Below are 16,689 nucleotides of genomic sequence, written 5' to 3' on the forward strand. Positions count from 1 at the left end.
CGGCCCCCTTCAGACCCGCGTCGGCAGTCGGCCGACTGCCGACGCGGCCCCTCAGCCGCGCCAGTCGTACGCGGCGACCTTCCATTTCGAGCCGATCCTGACGTAGTACGTCCCGTCGACCCGCTTGAAGGTCACCTCGTGCTCCAGGCCCGTATAGGTGACCTTGCCGTCGTTGTACGGTCCGTCGAGGAAGCCGTCGGCCTGTCCGAAGGTCTCCTTGCCGACGATCCCGTCGATGTCCTCCAACTCCTCCTGCGCCTGCCAGTACTTGGTCGCCGAGCGGGTCTTCCAGCCGAAGATCCCGTCGATGTCCCACTGGGTGAAGGTGTGCAGACTCCCGCTGGAGTCCTTCCACATGGCGCCGTCGGCGTACAGGACGCTCTGCCACAGCCGCGTCGCGTTGCTGCTGGAGTGGCTGTTGACGGACAGCGTGCCCTCGTCGCCCCAGTCGTTGTACGCGGCGCCGGAGCCGTCGACGACGTGCGGCCCGGAGGCCGTGGCGAGCGGAGCGGTGACGCCGAGCGCGAGCCCGGCCGAAGCCGTCACGGCGACTGCCGCGAGCAGCAGCCTGGACTTGTGTCGCATGTGATCCCCCTGGTCCCCGTTGACCTTCGACCTTCACTGACGCACACGGTTCGCACGGGATCCGCGAGCTGTACGAGGCGTACGCGCCCTCGTTCGACTCGTGTGTCTGTGCATGTGTGGTCGTTGTGTCGATGTGTTGACAGGTTCGAGGATTTGGCACCGACTCCCTCAACACCAGGGCTAACGTGGGCATTTGGGACGGTCCGGGACGTCCCACGCGTGGACCTGCAATTCCGCCCGGAAATCCGGGAAGCCGGTGGGACACTGGACCCGGACCGTCGGCGGGCGTGCAACGGCGCATGTCTCGGCCCGAAATGCTTCCGCGCGCCCCCTTTCGGGGAACTGGCATCCCGGCGGGGCGCATCCCAGTGGGTAGTCCAGAACGGGGCCTCGGAGAGGGAGAATCCGGAGACGTACGGGACGTGCGGAACGTACAGGCTGTATGGGACGTACGGGGGGAAGAGGGGGAAAGCAATGCCTCGTTGGAGGGCCTTGCCCGATGAACTCGATCCACAGGTCAGGGAGTTCGCGGGCCAGCTGCGCAGGCTCGTCGACCGCAGTGGGTTGAGCATCGCCGCGGTGGCCGACCGCACGGGCTACAGCAAGACGTCCTGGGAGCGGTATCTCAACGGCAGACTTCTCGCGCCGAAAGGCGCGATCGTGGCGTTGGCCGAGGTGACAGGTGCCAATCCCATCCATCTGACGACCATGTGGGAGCTGGCCGAGCGCGCCTGGAGCCGCTCGGAGATGCGCCACGACATGACCATGGAAGCGATCCGTATCTCCCAGGCGCGCGCCGCCCTGGGGGAGACGGGCGGCCAGTCGACCGTCAAGGGCGGCAGGAACGGCAGAGCGAGCCGGAGCGCGACCGCGACACCGGGCGTGGCGGGCCCGGCGGGCGTCTCGCCGACGGTTCCGCCGCAGCCGCTGTCGCCGGAGGATCGGACCGCGCGGTCGCCGTACGGGGGTTCGACCGCGCCGGCCAAACCGGGGGCACCGGGGGCACCGGCCACACCGGCGACGTCATCGTCGTCCGCGCCGCCCCGGATCAGCTGGGGAGCCGCTTCGTCACCGTCCTCGTCACCGTCGGCTTCATCGACTCCATCGGCTCCATCCGTTCCGTTGGCTCCATCGGCGGGCTCGTCCGGGAGGCCGCCGACGTCCGGTTCTTCGGTCTCCCCCGTTTCGTCGGTCTCGCCGGTTTCTCCGGGTTCTTCGGCTTCCCCTTCCTCTTCGTCCTCCGCTTCCGCTTCCTCCGCCCCGTCCGGTGTCTTCGGTCCGCCGCCCGGTGGTGGCGGCCGTCCCGACGACGGCGATTCCGGTCCGAAGCGGCGGGTGACGATGTTCCTCGCGGGCACCGTCGGCGCGCTCGTCGTGATCGCGGCGGCCTTCTTCCTCACCAACGGCGACGGGAAGAACCAGGCCGGGGACAAGCCGACGCCGTCCCCGTCGACCTCGCTCGGCACGAACCCCGACCTCCCGGCCGGAGTGAAGTGCAGTGGCAAGGACTGCGGCGGCAAGGACCCGGAGACCATGGGGTGCATCGGCAACCTCGTGCGGACCGCAGACGAGGCCGTCGTGGGCGCGACCAGGGTCGAGGTCCGCTACAGCAAGACCTGCCAGGCGGCCTGGGCGCGTATCACCGGCGCGGCCCAGGGTGACGAGGTCGTGGTCACCGTCGGCACGGACAAGCAGGCGGCCGCCATCGAAGCGGCCGGCGACAACATCGCCTACACCCTGATGATCACCGTGAAGGACGCGGGCGACGCCACGGCCTGCGTGACGCTGGCCACGGGGCAGAAAGGGTGCACGGGGTAGGGCGGTCGGAGGCGGGCCGTCGGGGGCGCGTGAGCTGGTCCTGCGCGCCCCTGCGTACGCACCCGCTGGTACCTCACTCACCGTGACGCGCCCTGCCGGAGAAGTAATCTCGGCGTAAGGGGAATGCCCGCCGAACTCCGGGGCATGCGGACAGTACCCCCACGGGAGTCCGGCCCATCCGGGAGATCCACACCCCTCCCGGCCCGGCACCCCCATATGGCGGCCGCCTGGTCCCCACCTCTCCCGGACCGGCGGCCGCCTCTTCACGCGCCCCATCGCGCGGAGCGGCACCAGGCTGTGGGCTGGGCCACACGAACCCGGCGGTGCGGTGTACCGGATGCGCGATAGCCTGACCACCGATCTCTCTTGACGCCAAGAGATCGATCATTTGTACGTCCCGCCTGGGGCAGGGACGCCCCACCGCCAGCTGTCATACGGAGAACGCCATGACCCGCACTCCCGTGAACGTCACCGTCACCGGCGCGGCCGGCCAGATCGGTTACGCCCTGCTCTTCCGCATCGCCTCCGGCCAGCTGCTCGGCGCGGACGTGCCGGTCAAGCTGCGCCTGCTGGAGATCACGCCGGCGCTGAAGGCCGCCGAGGGCACCGCCATGGAGCTCGACGACTGCGCCTTCCCGCTCCTTCAGGGCATCGACATCACGGACGACCCGAACGTGGCCTTCGCGGGCGCCAACGTAGGCCTGCTCGTCGGCGCCCGCCCCCGCACCAAGGGCATGGAGCGCGGCGACCTCCTCGAGGCCAACGGCGGCATCTTCAAGCCGCAGGGCAAGGCCATCAACGACCACGCCGCGGACGACATCAAGGTCCTCGTCGTCGGCAACCCGGCCAACACCAACGCCCTCATCGCCCAGGCCGCCGCGCCGGACGTCCCGGCCGAGCGCTTCACCGCGATGACCCGCCTGGACCACAACCGCGCGCTGACCCAGCTGGCGAAGAAGACGGGCGTCCCGGTCTCCGAGATCAAGAAGCTCACGATCTGGGGCAACCACTCCGCGACCCAGTACCCCGACATCTTCAACGCCACGGTCGCCGGCAAGAACGCCGCCGAGGTCGTGAACGACGAGAAGTGGCTCGCGGAGGACTTCATCCCGACCGTCGCCAAGCGCGGCGCCGCCATCATCGAGGCCCGTGGCGCCTCGTCGGCCGCCTCCGCCGCCAACGCCGCGATCGACCACATCTACACCTGGGTCAACGGCACCGCCGAGGGCGACTGGGCCTCCATGGGCATCCCCTCGGACGGTTCGTACGGCGTGGCCGAGGGCCTCATCTCCTCCTTCCCCGTCACCGTCAAGGACGGCAAGTACGAGATCGTCCAGGGCCTGGAGATCAACGAGTTCTCCCGCGCCCGTATCGACGCCTCGGTCCAGGAGCTGGCGGAGGAGCGCGAGGCGGTCCGCGCGCTCGGCCTCCTCTGACTCCTATGGCTTGCCCGCGCAGGCCCTGCCCCGGTTTCGACCGGGACAGGGCCTGCGCGGCGTAACCGCACCGCGAAGACGCCGAGGGATGCCTCTGCCCGACGGGTCACACGTGTACGGGGCTGAGCGCGGGCCGAGTCACGGCCGTCGGGCGGGGAGCCGCTTCTCGAAGAAGTGGGCCCCGTACACGTCGTCGTTGTACCGGGGGATCGCGGTGTACCCGCACGCCCGGTACATCGCCTGGGCCTCCGTCAACGAGGCATGCGTATCGAGCCGTACGACGCCGAGAGCGCGCTCGGCGGCCGCCCGCTCCAGCTCCCCCAGCAGCCGCCGGGCGAGCCCGAGCCGCCGCGCCCCGCGATGCACCCACACATGCTTGATCTCCCCGACCCCCGGACCGAGCGTCCGCAACGCCCCGCACCCGACGGGCCGCTCCTCCTCGTACGCGACGAGGAGCACCCCCGAGTCCCCGGACACCTCCTCGGGTCGTACGAGGGTGGCCGGGTCGTAGCCCTCGGGAAACCGCTCGTCGATGTCGGCCGCGTACGCGTCGAGGCACGTACGGGCATCGGCCGATCCGCCGTCCACCGCCTCGACCCGGATCGCGGCCAGCCGCAGCAGGCGCCGCGCGGCTCCCAGCGCGTCGGTCAACTCGCCCCGCTGCGCCGGGCTCAGCCCCCGCAACAGCCCCTCGGCCAGCGCGTCGGCCCGCCGGTTCTGCTCCTCGACCTCGGCGCGCCCCGCAGGCGTCAACTCGGCGACCCGCACCCGGCTGTCCCCGCCGTGCACCCCGACCCGAACCAGCCCCTGCCCCTCCAGCGCCTTCACCATCCGGCTCAGATACCCGGCATCCAGTCCGAGCCGGGCCCGCAACTCACGAAGCGAAGCGCCTCCCTGGCCTCCTCCGCCGATCTCGCCCGCCTCGCCGACCTGACCGACCTGACCGACCTGGTCGATCTCAAAGAGCAGCCGCGCCTCACCGAGTGGCCGGTCCTGGCCCAGGTAGCGATCGTCCAGGGCGCCGATACGCCGAGTGAAGTACCGGTTGAACCGCCGCAGGCTGCTGACATCAGCAGCGGCCACGGACTCCGACTGCCGCTTGCTCCCCATATTCTTTGACTTTAGTCAAGCAATGGCCGGATGTCCTGCTCTCCGCACTTCCGCAGGTCGCCCGTCAGGGTCGCCAGCAGCTCCGCCGACCGGCGCTGGAGGCCCGGCCCGAAGGTGACCCGGGTCGCTCCCAGCTCGCCGAGCTGCCTCGGCCGGAGGCCCGGCGCGCCCAAGGGGGAGCCGGTTGGCGGGCCCGCGGAATGGATCACTAGTCTGAGCGCCGATAAGACGCAGATAAGTCGATCGCGCGGTGCGCGCACCGCGTCGGGCGACGAGCCACGGGGGCACACATGGGAGAGAAGCGCAGGCGGCTGCGGTCCAGCACGGTCGTACTCGGGGGGATGGGCGTCGTCGCGGCGGCCCTGACCTCCTGCGGGTCCGATCCGGACCGCCGTTGCGTGGACCGCGACAGCTACGACTACGCCAACGGCTACAAGATCATCGCCGACAAGAACTGCAACTCCGGCTCTTCGTCGTCGTACGGCAAGAACCGCAAGAGCAGCAGCAGCGGCAACCGGAGCCGGACCGGCACGGCGGACGCCGCCTGGTACTACGACTCCGACGTCACCGGCAGCCGGGCCGACTACGGCACCTTCAGCCGCAGCGATGCCGTCGACCGGGACGGCTTCGGCTGCTCCGGCTCCGGCTCCAGCGGCGGCTGACCCCGCGGACGAGGCAGAGCCATGGAACGCCGCACCGTCGAACCCCGCCAGGGCTGGCAGGAGACCGTCGAGGAACAGGGGCTCATCTACCCGCTGACCCGTCACCCGGACGACTCCCTGCGCCCGTACTGGGACGAGAGCGCCTACTACGTCTTCTCGCTCCCCGAGGTCGAGGCACTGGAGGAGGTCGTCGAGGAACTGCACGGCATGTGCCTGGCCGCCGCCGTGCACATCGTCGAGCAGGACCGCTTCGCGGATCTCGGCATCACCGACCCACGCCTCGCCGGCCTCGTCGCCGAGGCGTGGCATCGGCGCGCCGAACTGCCCACCGTCTACGGCCGTTTCGACCTCCGTTACGACGGCACCGGCCCCGCCAAGCTGCTGGAGTACAACGCCGACACCCCGACCTCGCTCGTCGAGGCCGCCAGCCCCCAGTGGTTCTGGATGGAAGAACGCTTCCCGGGCGCCGACCAGTGGAACTCTCTCCACGAACGCCTCGTCGACGCCTGGAAGAAGCAGTCCCACCTGCTCCCGCCGGGCGGCCCCCTGTACTTCGCGCACTCCTCCGACGACGAGCTCGGCGAGGACCTGATGACGGTCGCCTATCTGAAGGAGACCGCCGAGCAGGCCGGCCTCGACACCGACTGGATCTCCATGGAGGACATCGGCTGGGACCGCCTCTCGGAGCGCTTCGTCGACAAGAAGCTCCGCTTCATCCGCAGCATCTTCAAGCTGTACCCCTGGGAGTGGCTCACCACCGACCGCTTCGCCCCGCACGTCCTCGCCACTGTCGACAACGGCGGCGGCACCGGGACCACGATGTGGATCGAGCCCATCTGGAAGATGCTCCTCAGCAACAAGGCCCTCCTCGCCATCCTCTGGGAGCTGTACCCCGACCACCCCAACCTCCTCCCCTCCTACCTCGACGGCCCGCGTGAACTGGCCGCCACCGCCGGCTACGTCGCCAAGCCCCTCCTCGGCCGCGAGGGCGCCGGCGCCACCGTCCACGATCCGGGCGCCGACCCCGTCCTCCGCGACGAACCCTGCTGCTACCAGGAGTTGGCCCCCCTCCCGACCTTCGACGGCAACCACGTCGTCCTCGGCGCCTGGGTCGTCGAGGACGAGTCGGCCGGCCTCGGCATCAGGGAGTCCTCCGGCCTGGTCACGGACGAGTACGCCCGCTTCCTGCCGCACGTGATCCTGTGACGCCCGCCGCCTCCTCTCGTCGTCCTGCCGTCCTCTGGTCCTGCTGTCTCGTCGGCTCCTCCCGTCGTTCGAATGGTGGACGCCGGGGCCCGGCGCGGTGGGACGCCCGATAAGGTGGGTAACGGGCCGTGACTGGCGCGCTGGGATGGGACAGACCATCGGGGAGCGGCCCGCGAGGAATGAGTGCCGTGCGCCTGGGCCGTACCGTGAACGCTGAACGCAACGTCCGGAGGTCCCCATGCCAGCCGAGCCCCTCTCCCATGAGTCCACCGCCTTCCGTGCCGCTCTCGATGTGATCCGAGCCGTCGAGCCGCGGGTGGCCGACGCCATCGGCCAGGAGGTCACCGACCAGCGCGAGATGCTCAAGCTGATCGCGTCCGAGAACTACGCCTCCCCGGCCACCCTCCTGGCCATGGGCAACTGGTTCAGCGACAAGTACGCCGAGGGCACCGTCGGCCGCCGCTTCTACGCCGGCTGCCGCAACGTCGACACCGTCGAGTCCCTCGCCGCCGAGCACGCCAGGGAACTCTTCGGCGCCCGCCACGCCTACGTCCAGCCGCACTCCGGCATCGACGCCAACCTAGTCGCCTTCTGGTCCGTCCTCGCCGACCGTGTCGAGGTCCCCTTCCTGGCGAAGACCGGCGTCCGCCAGGTCAACGACCTCTCCGAGGCCGACTGGGCCGAGCTCCGCCAGGCCTTCGGCAACCAGCGCATGCTCGGCATGTCCCTGGACGCCGGCGGCCACCTCACCCACGGCTTCCGCCCGAACATCTCCGGCAAGATGTTCGACCAGCGTTCCTACGGCACCGACCCCACCACCGGCCTCATCGACTACGAGGCCCTGCGCGCCACCGCCCGTGACTTCAAGCCGCTGATCATCGTGGCCGGCTATTCCGCCTACCCCCGTCTCGTGAACTTCCGGATCATGCGCGAGATCGCCGACGAGGCCGGCGCCACGCTCATGGTCGACATGGCGCACTTCGCGGGCCTCGTCGCCGGCAAGGTCCTCACCGGCGACTTCGACCCGGTGCCGCACGCCCAGATCGTCACCACGACCACCCACAAGTCGCTGCGCGGCCCGCGCGGCGGCATGGTCCTGTGCGACGACTCCCTCAAGGACCAGGTCGACCGCGGTTGCCCGATGGTCCTCGGCGGCCCCCTCCCGCACGTCATGGCCGCCAAGGCCGTCGCCCTCGCCGAGGCCCGGCAGCCCGCCTTCCAGGACTACGCCCAGCGCATCGTCGACAACTCCCGCGCCCTCGCCGAGAGCCTGATGCGCCGCGGTGCCACCCTGGTCACCGGCGGCACTGACAACCACCTCAACCTGATCGATGTCGCCACCTCCTACGGCCTCACCGGCCGCCAGGCCGAGGCCGCGCTGCTCGACTCCGGCATCGTCACCAACCGCAACGCCATCCCGGCCGACCCGAACGGCGCCTGGTACACCTCCGGCATCCGCATCGGCACGCCCGCGCTGACCACGCGTGGTCTGGGCACCGCCGAGATGGACGAGGTCGCCGGCCTCATCGACCGCGTCCTCACCACCGCCGAGGCCGGCACCACCAAGTCGGGCGCCCCCTCCAAGGCCCAGCACGTGCTCGACCCGAAGGTCTCCGACGAGATCTCCCGCCGGGCCACCGACCTAGTCGCCGGCTTCCCGCTGTACCCGGAGATCGACCTCGGCTGACCCCGACGCGCCCGGCCGACGCCCACTGAGGCCACCCAGCCCAGAGAGTGGGTGTCGGCCGGTCAGTCACGCGTCGATCAGCGCCTGACGAGGCTCTCCCGGCGGTCCGGACTCGCGCCGGGCCGCCGCGCGGCGCAGCAGAAGCGTGGCGCCGGAGCCGAGGAGGAGACCCAGGCCCAGGGCAGGTATCGCCCATCGGGCTCGGTCGGTCAGGCCGGTCGGGTCGGAGGTGTTCGCGGCCGAGTCGTCGGTCGTCGTCCCGCCGGTGTCGGCCCGGGCCTCGGCCGACGAGCCGGCCGACGGCAGCTCGCCCCGCGCCGGGCTGCCGGGGGCCTGTCCCATGACACCGAGCCCGGTGAGCAGATTCCGCAGCCACTCCGGTTGCTTCGCCCTGTGCCACACGCCGCTGTCCGACGCGGCGGTGTCCTCCCCGACGTCCAGCGTCGTGTGGATCCAGATGTCCCCGCTGTCGGGCACGCCCGCGTACACCCGGTCCACTCGCCAAGGCGTCACGTCATGGACCATCCACGTCACATTGACCATGTCGGTGACCTTCTCCCATATCTCCTCCTCTCCCCACTCCGGCGGCTCCTCCCGGCTCCGGCCGAGCTCGGAGCCCGCGGCGAGAAGCTGCTCCAGGCGGCCGTACTCCTCCTGTGTGCCGTACAGCGAGGCCGTCCGCTGGTCGGTCGGCGAGGCCAGCAGCACGCTCGTCGGTCCGCCGGCCGCCGAGGGCGGTGCCCCCAGCAGGAGCAGGGCCAGAGCTGTGAGCAACGCGCCCACCATCGCCGTCAGTTGTCGCAGTCCACGCATCCGACACCCCCCGATCGATCCCGGTGCGGCCCTCCCGCACTCACGGTGTCACTTCTGGTACACCGCCCGAACCGCCGGGGTTCCCACCGCGGCGAGACCGATTTCGAGTCCGCCCCACAGCCCTACGACCTGGGCTTCGCCGACCCCACCGACTCCATCGACTCCACCGACACCGCCGACTCCGCGATCTCCCGCGCCCGTGTCCTCGACTCCACGCCCTCCAGCCGCAGCGTGAACTCGTCGTCGTGCACCCACAGCAGGGTGGGCCCCGCGGTGCGCTCGGAGCGGGTGAAGCGGGAGCCGTCCTCGGAGGTCATCCAGAAGCGCAGGAGGTGCGGCTCGGGGAACCACAGCGCCTCGTACGGGACCCCGCTCAGCTCGACCCACTCCATCTGCCGCTCGCCCGCCACCGTCTTGGCGAACTCGGGCGCCAGCCGGGCCGCGTACTCGTCGAGCCGGACGGTGCCGCCCCGCTCGGTCCAACAGAGAGTGACGACGAAGCGGTCCTTCGGGGCGCGGGTCACGGACACGGCGTCCGGAGCGCCCAGCGCGCCCGGCACGAGCGGAGCGAACCCCGCCCGCCGCTCGGCCTCGGCGAGCGGGACCGGGTCCGGGCAGCCCGGTACCCCCGCCCCGGGCGAGGGCGTCGCCGACGGGTCGTACCGCACCTCGACCCCGCCGAAGTGGAACCAGTCGGCCACCGCCGCCCGCACCGGAGGGGTGAGGACGAGGGCCGCGAGCAGCCCGCAGAGCGCGGCGGTCAGCACGCGCCAGTGGAGCCGGGCCCGCCGGCGCACCGCGCGCAGCCACGCCCCGAACCCCGGCGGCTCGGCCACCGGGGTCGGCACCCGCTCGGCGAGTATCTGCCGCAGGACTCGCTCGACCATGGTCTCGGCCCCGTCGTCCCCGTCGGCCCCCGGCCGGTCCAGCGACCGCCCGAGCGCCCGCAACTCCTCGGGCAACCGGACCTCGCGACTGCCACCCTCCGTAACCTTGCCATTCCCGCTCCGGTCCCGGCCCGGGCCCCTATCCAGGCACCCGTGCCCGTCCTCGTCCCGCTCACTCACCCTCATCACCCCCTCCCCTCGTCCGCTCCAGCTCTCTCTGACGTGCCCTCTCAAGGGGATCGCCCGGCTCGAACTCCGGCAGGAGCCGGCCCAGCTTGCGCAGTGCCCGGCTCAGGCGGGATTTCACCGTGCCCCGGGGCCAGCCGAGGGCGGCGGCCGTCTCGGGTTCGTCCATCTCCAGCAGGTAGCGGTAGGTCACGACCAGCCGGTGCTCCTCGCTCAGCTGCTCCAGGGCGCCCAGGAGCGCGACGCGGCGCTCTATCGCCAGCGCGGCGACCGCCGGGTCGGCCGAGGCCGGTATCAGGGGCTCGGCCTCGACGAAGGCCGCCTCGCGGTCGGCCAGGGACCGCTGGCGTCCGGCTGTCCGCACTGTGTTCCTCGTCTCATTGGCCACGATCGACAAGAGCCACGGCCGGAACACGGCGCCGTCCCGGAAGCGGCCCAGTGAGCAGTACGCCTTGAAGAAGGCCTGCTGCACCACGTCCTCCGCGTCCGAACCGGCACCGAGCGCACGGGCCGCCCGGAGTGCGATGCCCGTGTGGGCGCGCACCAGCTCCGCGTACGCCTCCGGCTCTCCGGCGCGTACGCGTGCGATCACCGCGGCCTCATCGACGATGCGGCCCCCCTCCCGCGTCCTCACGAAATTGGTACACCGCCCGCACCCGATCGGTTCCCACCCGTGTCACATCTGTTTCCGGACGGTTCCGGAACGGGCCCCGACACCTGAGAGAATGGTGAGCATGGCCTCTGATCGACCCCGCGTGCTCTCCGGAATCCAGCCCACCGCAGGCTCGTTCCACCTCGGCAACTACCTCGGCGCCGTGCGCCAGTGGGTGGCTCTGCAGGAGTCCCACGACGCGTTCTACATGATCGTCGACCTGCACGCGATCACGGTCGCCCAGGACCCGGCCGACCTGCGCGCCAACACCCGGCTCGCCGCCGCCCAGCTGCTGGCCGCCGGTCTCGACCCGGAGCGGTGCACACTCTTCGTCCAGAGCCATGTCCCCGAGCACGCCCAGCTCGCCTGGATCATGAACTGCCTCACCGGCTTCGGCGAGGCGTCCCGCATGACCCAGTTCAAGGACAAGTCCGCCAGGCAGGGCGCCGACCGCGCGAGCGTCGGCCTCTTCACGTACCCGATCCTCCAGGTCGCGGACATCCTGCTGTACCAGGCGCACGAGGTCCCGGTGGGTGAGGACCAGCGCCAGCACATCGAGCTGACGCGCGACCTCGCCGAGCGCTTCAACGGCCGCTTCGGGGAGACGTTCACGGTCCCGAAGCCGTACATCCTGAAGGAGACGGGGAAGATCTACGACCTTCAGGACCCGTCGATCAAGATGAGCAAGTCGGCATCGACCCCGAAGGGGTTGATCAACCTGCTCGACGACCCGAAGGCCACCGCCAAGAAGGTCAAGAGCGCGGTCACCGACACCGACACGGTGATCCGCTTCGACTCCGCGGAGAAGCCGGGCGTCAGCAACCTGCTGGGCATCTACTCGACTCTCACCGGGACGGGTATCGCGGAACTGGAAGAGAAGTACGTCGGCAAGGGCTACGGTGCGCTCAAGACGGACCTCGCCGAGGTCATGGTCGAGTTCGTGACGCCCTTCCGGGAGCGCACCCAGCAGTATCTGGACGACCCGGAGACGCTGGACTCGATCCTGGCCAAGGGGGCCGAGAAGGCGCGTGCCGTCGCCGCGGAGACACTCGCCCAGGCGTACGACAAGGTGGGTTTCCTGCCCGCCAAACACTGAGCCGCACCACCCCGCACCCGAGCGCCGATCGCACCACCGATCGCACCACCGACAGCGCCGCACATCACTCCTGCTGCGCCTGCCCGGAACACCGCCGTGGCCGTACAGTCGATAGCCGGTGCCGTGCCCCCGCACGGCCCGCGCGACCCGTACGACACGTGCGGTCCGCACCAACACGACGGTCGTACGCCGCAGGAGACGTACGACCGACAACGCCACACGACGAGACAACGCATGACACGACGACAGGAGACGACGTGGGGACCGTAACGATCGGTGTGTCGATCGCGGTCCTGGAGCCCCACGGCAGCCGGCTCCAGGAGCTGCGCGCGGGCTTCGGTGACGCCGCGGCCCACGGCATCCCCACCCATGTCACGCTGCTGCCGCCGACTGAGGTCGAGGACGTCGAGCTGCCGGCGATCGAGGCGCACCTCGCCGAGGTCGCCGCCGCCGGACGGCCCTTCCCGATGCGGCTGTCCGGCACAGGAACCTTCCGCCCGCTGTCGCCCGTCGTGTTCGTGCGGGTGGTCGACGGCGCCGAGGCCTGTACCTGGCTGCAGAAGCAGGTCCGGGACGCCTCTGGTCCGGTCGCGCGCGAGCTGAACTTCCCGTACCACCCGCATGTCACCGTGGCGCACGGCATCTCCGAGGAGGCGATGGACCGGGCGTTCGAGGAGCTCGCCGAGTACGAGGCGGAGTGGCCCTGCACCGGGTTCGCGCTCTACGAGCAGGGCGCCGACGGGGTCTGGCGCAAGCTCCGCGAGTTCGCCTTCGGCGGACCCGCCGTCCCGCCCCAGGCGGGGGCGCCGGTGGGGGATACGACGCTTCCGGCGCACTGACCCCATGGCGTGTCGCTGAGGGAGGGGTGAAGGGGCGCGGTTCACGGGCGCGGTCGGATGTGGTTGCTCGCGCCGTTCCCCACGCCCCCTACGGGGCGCTGACTTCCCTGCTCCCTGCTCCCCGCGGCTACAGCGGCAGGCGGCGGAACACCGTCCTCGGCAGGTGCCTCAGCGCTGCCATCACCCACCGCATCGCCCCCGGCACCCACACCGTCTCCGACCGGCGTCGCAGGCCCAGTTCGATGGCCACCGCCACCGCCTCGGGGGTCGTCGCGAGCGGGCCCGCCGTCAGGCCGGTGGTCATGCTCGTGCGGACGAAGCCGGGGCGTACGAGCATGACGTGGACGCCGGTGTTGTGGAGGGCGTCGCCGAGGCCCTGGGTGAAGGTGTCCAGGCCGGCCTTGCTGGAGCCGTAGATGAAGTTGGAGCGGCGGGCGCGCTCGGCGGCGACGGAGGACAGGACGACGAGCGAGCCGTGGCCCTGCGCCTGGAGGGCCCGTCCGCAGACCAGGGCGGCCGAGACGGCGCCCGTGTAGTTGGTCTGGGCGACGCGCGCGGCGGACACCGGGTCGCGTTCGTCGTTCGCCTGGTCGCCCAGTACGCCGAAGGCGAGGAGGACCATGTCGATGTCGCCCTCGGCGAAGACCTTGCCGAGGATCGCCTCGTGGGACTCGGAGCCGAGGGCGTCGAAGGTGATGGTGTGGGTCTCGGCGCCGAGGCCGCGCAGGTGGACGGCCGCGTTCTCCAGGTCGGGCGACGGGCGTCCCGCCAGCCACACCGTGCGGGTGCGGCGGGCGATCATTCGGCGGGCGGTGGCGAGCGCGATGTCCGACGTGCCGCCGAGGATCAGCAGGGACTGGGGGGTGCCGAAGGCGTCCTTCATGACAGCTCCTGGGTGTGGGGACAGGGGTTTCTGTGGGGGCCTACAGGGCGAGACGGCGGGCCAGGTCCGAGACGAAGACACCGCGCGGATCCAACTCGCGGCGCAGTGCACGGAATTCGGGGAGCCGGTGGTACATCGCGGCCAGTAGCTCGGGGCGCAGACGGGCGTCCTTCGCGAGGTAGACGCAGCCGTCGGCCGCCGCGACCTCCTCGTCGAGGGTGTCCAGGAAGGCGCCGAGGCCGGGCAGGCCCGCCGGGATGTCCAGGGCCAGGGTCCAGCCGGGCATCGGGAAGGACAGCCAGCCCGGGCCGCCCGCGCCGAACCGCTTCAGGACGGCGAGGAAGGAGGGGCAGCGGCGCGCCGTGGTGAATCGCCCTCCACGCGCGCGCGTGCGCCACGTTCCACGGGCCGCCGCCGCTACCACCGCTTCCAGGCGTGCGTGGTCGCCGCGGGTCAGTACCGCGCGGCCCGTCGCCGTGCCCCTGACGAGCAGGTCGATCCAGGCGACGGAGTAGCGGTGGTAGCGGCCGGTGGTGGTGAGGCGGGCGAGGAGGTCGTCGAGGTCGCGGGCGCGTTCCGGTGGTGACGGACATCCAGGACGTCTCGACGGGGAGGAGCCGTACGGTCGCGGTGAGGATGAAGCCGGTCAGGCCCATGCCACCGGCCGTGGCGTCGAAGAGCGGGGTGCCGGGGCCGACCGTGCGGATCTCGCCGTCCGCCGTCAGCAGTTCGAGGGACAGCACATGGCGGGCGAACGACCCGGAGACGTGGTGGTTCTTGCCGTGGATGTCGGCCGCGATGGCACCGCCCACGGTCACCTGGCGGGTCCCCGGGCTCACCGGTACGAACCAGCCCAGGGGGAGCAGGACCTTCATCAGCCGGTGCAGGGAGACGCCCGCGTCGCACAGGACGGTGCCGCCGGTCGCGTCGATGGCGTGCACCCGGTCGAGGCCCGTCATGTCGAGCACGGCCCCGCCCGCGTTCTGCGCCGCGTCCCCGTACGCCCGCCCCAGCCCCCTGGCGATCCCGCCGCGCGCCCCGCACGCCCGTACGGCCGCCGCGGCGCCCGCGTACGTACGCGGGCGGATCAGCCGGGCGGCGGGGGCGGTGCGGCCCCAGCCGGTGACGAGGGTGATGCGGCCCGGGGAAGGAAGCGGGGGCGAGAGCGAGGGGGTCGGGGAGGTTGCGGCGGCGTCGGCTGGCATGCCCGCGACCGTATCGCCGTGTATACGGATGAATCGGGTGTACCGGCACGGCTGCGCTGTCCCCTCACCGAAATGGGTGATCAATGGGATGTCGTTCAAGATTGCCGGAATTCCCGCACGGTCGCCTAGAAGAGTGGCATCGCATGGATGAAGTTGACGTCGTCGGCGGTGTGCGCGGTATGGACCGGAGACCGCTCTCCGCTCTCCGCGCCCATGCTGCGGCCCCGCGTGTCGCCGCCGCGCGCGGCCTGCCCTGGGCGGGCGAACAGGCTTGCTCTGGCTGGCGGCCGGCCTCACGGGCGCCGCCGTCGACCGGCGACGACGCGGCGTCTGGCTGCACGGCACGGCCCTGACCGCCGGGGCGCACCTGGCCGGCATGGGCGTCAAAAGGGTCGTACGACGGCCGCGTCCCGCCCACGTCGAGCCCCTCGTCCGCACCGCCGGACGGCACTCCTTCCCCAGCTCGCACGCCAGTTCGGCGGCAGTGGCGGTTGCCGTCGTGGCGTACGGCGCGCCGCGGACCCCGCTCGTGCTGCCCGCCACCGCCCCGCTCGCCGCCGCTATGGGCCTCTCCCGGCTGGTGGCCGGCGTGCACTACCCGTTCGACGTGGCGGCGGGAGTACGTCCCCAACGGGTACTCGGCATCGGTCACCTACAACTGGGGCAGAGTTCGGATCATGGACTGGCTGAAGAAACTTCCCGGGGTCGGTCCCCTGGTCGAGCGCCTGATGACCACGCACGCGTGGCGGTCGTACGAACGGCTGGAGCGGGTGAAGTGGACGCGGCTGGCCGCGGCGATGACCTTCATCAGCTTCCTGGCGCTGTTCCCGCTGCTGACCGTGGCCGCGGCCGTCGCCGCGGCGACCCTGAGCAAGGGCGGGCAGCAGGAACTGGAGGACCGGCTCGCCGAGCAGGTGCCCGGTATCTCCGACCAACTCGACATCGCGGGCCTCGTCGACAACGCCGGCACGGTCGGGATCATCGCCGGCGCTCTGCTGCTCCTCACCGGCATCGGCTGGGTCGGCGAGATGCGCGGCTGCCTGCGCGCGGTCTGGGAGAAGCCGGACCCCGACGAGAACCCCGTCCTCGCCAAGGCCAAGGACGCGGGTGTCCTCGTCGGCCTCGGCGGCGCCGTCCTCGTCTCGCTGGCCGCCTCCACCGTCGCCTCCGCGGCCGTGGGCCGGATCGCCGACGAACTAGGCATCGACCGCGACGGCTGGGGAGGCATCCTCCTGCGCGTCGCCGCCTTCGCCGTCGCCGTCCTCGCCGACTTCCTGCTCCTCCTCTACGTCCTGACCCTGCTCCCCGGCGTCCAGCCGCCCCGCCGCCGCCTCGTCGTCGCCGCCCTCATAGGAGCCGTCGGCTTCGAACTCCTCAAGCTCCTCCTCAGCGGCTACATCCAGGGCGTCGCCTCCAAGAGCATGTACGGCGCTTTCGGCGTCCCCATCGCCCTACTCCTCTGGATCAACTTCACAGCCAAGCTCCTCCTCTACTGCGCGGCCTGGACAGCGGAGAACAGCAAGGAAGAACCCACGACCGAGGAGAGCGCCCCTTGAGGGATGCGGGGAACTGCGCAATCAACCACGAACTGCCTGCGGCCCGCATCCGGCATCAACCAGGCAGA

The 16,689-nt window shown here is 71.1% G+C and carries 15 protein-coding genes, 2 pseudogenes and 1 riboswitch; of the genes and pseudogenes, 9 read left to right on the top strand and 8 right to left on the bottom strand.

Translation table 11 applies throughout. The features are described 5' to 3' along the window. Positions 1-51: 51 nt before the first annotated feature. Positions 52-585 (bottom strand): peptidoglycan-binding domain-containing protein, encoded by a 534-nt coding sequence (locus tag I8N67_RS07950; RefSeq protein ID WP_200301886.1) that lies wholly within the window; start codon positions 583-585, stop codon positions 52-54. 474 nt (positions 586-1,059) lie between these two features. Here I8N67_RS07950 and I8N67_RS07955 point away from each other — a divergent pair, with 474 nt between their 5' ends. Together I8N67_RS07955 and I8N67_RS07960 are read left to right on the top strand one after the other, a co-directional pair. Continuing rightward, the gene (locus I8N67_RS07955; protein WP_200301887.1) at positions 1,060-2,403 is read left to right on the top strand and encodes a helix-turn-helix domain-containing protein; all 1,344 of its coding nucleotides are present in this window, start codon (positions 1,060-1,062) and stop codon (positions 2,401-2,403) included. Positions 2,404-2,849: 446 nt separating this feature from the next. After that, entirely contained in the window at positions 2,850-3,839 is a 990-nt protein-coding gene (locus tag I8N67_RS07960; RefSeq protein WP_200301888.1) for a malate dehydrogenase, read from the top strand. Between the two features lie 138 nt (positions 3,840-3,977). Here I8N67_RS07960 and I8N67_RS07965 read toward each other — a convergent pair whose 3' ends face one another. After that, on the bottom strand, positions 3,978-4,949 hold the full coding sequence (locus I8N67_RS07965; RefSeq protein ID WP_200301889.1) for a bifunctional helix-turn-helix transcriptional regulator/GNAT family N-acetyltransferase: 972 nt from the start codon (positions 4,947-4,949) through the stop codon (positions 3,978-3,980). A gap of 11 nt (positions 4,950-4,960) precedes the next feature. Beyond that, the gene (locus I8N67_RS07970) at positions 4,961-5,122 is read right to left on the bottom strand and encodes a hypothetical protein (protein ID WP_200301890.1); all 162 of its coding nucleotides are present in this window, start codon (positions 5,120-5,122) and stop codon (positions 4,961-4,963) included. Positions 5,123-5,239: 117 nt separating this feature from the next. Here I8N67_RS07970 and I8N67_RS07975 point away from each other — a divergent pair, with 117 nt between their 5' ends. The 3 genes from I8N67_RS07975 to I8N67_RS07985 all read left to right on the top strand — a co-directional run bounded on the left by I8N67_RS07975 (position 5,240) and on the right by I8N67_RS07985 (position 8,504). Beyond that, complete coding sequence (locus I8N67_RS07975) at positions 5,240-5,611, top strand: hypothetical protein (protein ID WP_200301891.1); 372 nt, start codon at positions 5,240-5,242, stop codon at positions 5,609-5,611. A gap of 21 nt (positions 5,612-5,632) precedes the next feature. Continuing rightward, positions 5,633-6,817, top strand: coding sequence for a glutathionylspermidine synthase family protein (locus I8N67_RS07980; RefSeq protein WP_200301892.1), 1,185 nt, complete (start codon positions 5,633-5,635; stop codon positions 6,815-6,817). A gap of 118 nt (positions 6,818-6,935) precedes the next feature. Continuing rightward, positions 6,936-7,024, top strand: a riboswitch (ZMP/ZTP riboswitch). Positions 7,025-7,055: 31 nt separating this feature from the next. Further along, complete coding sequence (locus tag I8N67_RS07985) at positions 7,056-8,504, top strand: glycine hydroxymethyltransferase (protein WP_200301893.1); 1,449 nt, start codon at positions 7,056-7,058, stop codon at positions 8,502-8,504. 66 nt (positions 8,505-8,570) lie between these two features. On the opposite strand, the gene I8N67_RS07990 is transcribed toward I8N67_RS07985, so the two are convergent. The 3 genes from I8N67_RS07990 to I8N67_RS08000 all read right to left on the bottom strand — a co-directional run bounded on the left by I8N67_RS07990 (position 8,571) and on the right by I8N67_RS08000 (position 11,024). Continuing rightward, positions 8,571-9,317 (bottom strand): hypothetical protein, encoded by a 747-nt coding sequence (locus I8N67_RS07990; protein ID WP_200301894.1) that lies wholly within the window; start codon positions 9,315-9,317, stop codon positions 8,571-8,573. 122 nt (positions 9,318-9,439) lie between these two features. Continuing rightward, positions 9,440-10,390, bottom strand: a complete 951-nt coding sequence (locus I8N67_RS07995; protein ID WP_234045292.1) for a hypothetical protein — start codon at positions 10,388-10,390, stop codon at positions 9,440-9,442. After that, positions 10,377-11,024, bottom strand: coding sequence for an RNA polymerase sigma factor (locus I8N67_RS08000; RefSeq protein ID WP_307835180.1), 648 nt, complete (start codon positions 11,022-11,024; stop codon positions 10,377-10,379). Before I8N67_RS08000 ends, I8N67_RS07995 begins: the two co-directional genes overlap by 14 nt. Before the next feature lie 100 nt (positions 11,025-11,124). On the opposite strand from I8N67_RS08000, the gene trpS reads away from it, so the two are divergent. Continuing rightward, positions 11,125-12,138: a tryptophan--tRNA ligase gene (gene trpS, locus I8N67_RS08005; RefSeq protein WP_200301896.1), complete on the top strand. Its 1,014-nt coding sequence runs from the start codon at positions 11,125-11,127 to the stop codon at positions 12,136-12,138. 257 nt (positions 12,139-12,395) lie between these two features. Beyond that, a complete protein-coding gene (locus I8N67_RS08010; RefSeq protein ID WP_200301897.1) occupies positions 12,396-12,977 on the top strand; it encodes a 2'-5' RNA ligase family protein in 582 nt (193 codons plus the stop codon). Between the two features lie 127 nt (positions 12,978-13,104). Here the strand turns inward: I8N67_RS08010 and dprE2 are convergent, their stop codons facing one another. Then, the gene (gene dprE2, locus I8N67_RS08015) at positions 13,105-13,860 is read right to left on the bottom strand and encodes a decaprenylphospho-beta-D-erythro-pentofuranosid-2-ulose 2-reductase (RefSeq protein ID WP_200301898.1); all 756 of its coding nucleotides are present in this window, start codon (positions 13,858-13,860) and stop codon (positions 13,105-13,107) included. Between the two features lie 40 nt (positions 13,861-13,900). Then, positions 13,901-15,065: pseudogene (locus I8N67_RS08020) on the bottom strand (FAD-binding oxidoreductase). A 143-nt stretch (positions 15,066-15,208) separates the two neighbouring features. Here I8N67_RS08020 and I8N67_RS08025 point away from each other — a divergent pair. Continuing rightward, positions 15,209-15,684, top strand: a pseudogene (locus I8N67_RS08025) (phosphatase PAP2 family protein); the annotation flags it as partial. A gap of 58 nt (positions 15,685-15,742) precedes the next feature. Then, a complete protein-coding gene (locus I8N67_RS08030) occupies positions 15,743-16,621 on the top strand; it encodes a YihY/virulence factor BrkB family protein (RefSeq protein ID WP_200301899.1) in 879 nt (292 codons plus the stop codon). Positions 16,622-16,689: the final 68 nt, after the last annotated feature.

It is taken from the genome of Streptomyces adelaidensis (assembly GCF_016598475.1).
Lineage (GTDB): Bacteria > Actinomycetota > Actinomycetes > Streptomycetales > Streptomycetaceae > Streptomyces > Streptomyces adelaidensis.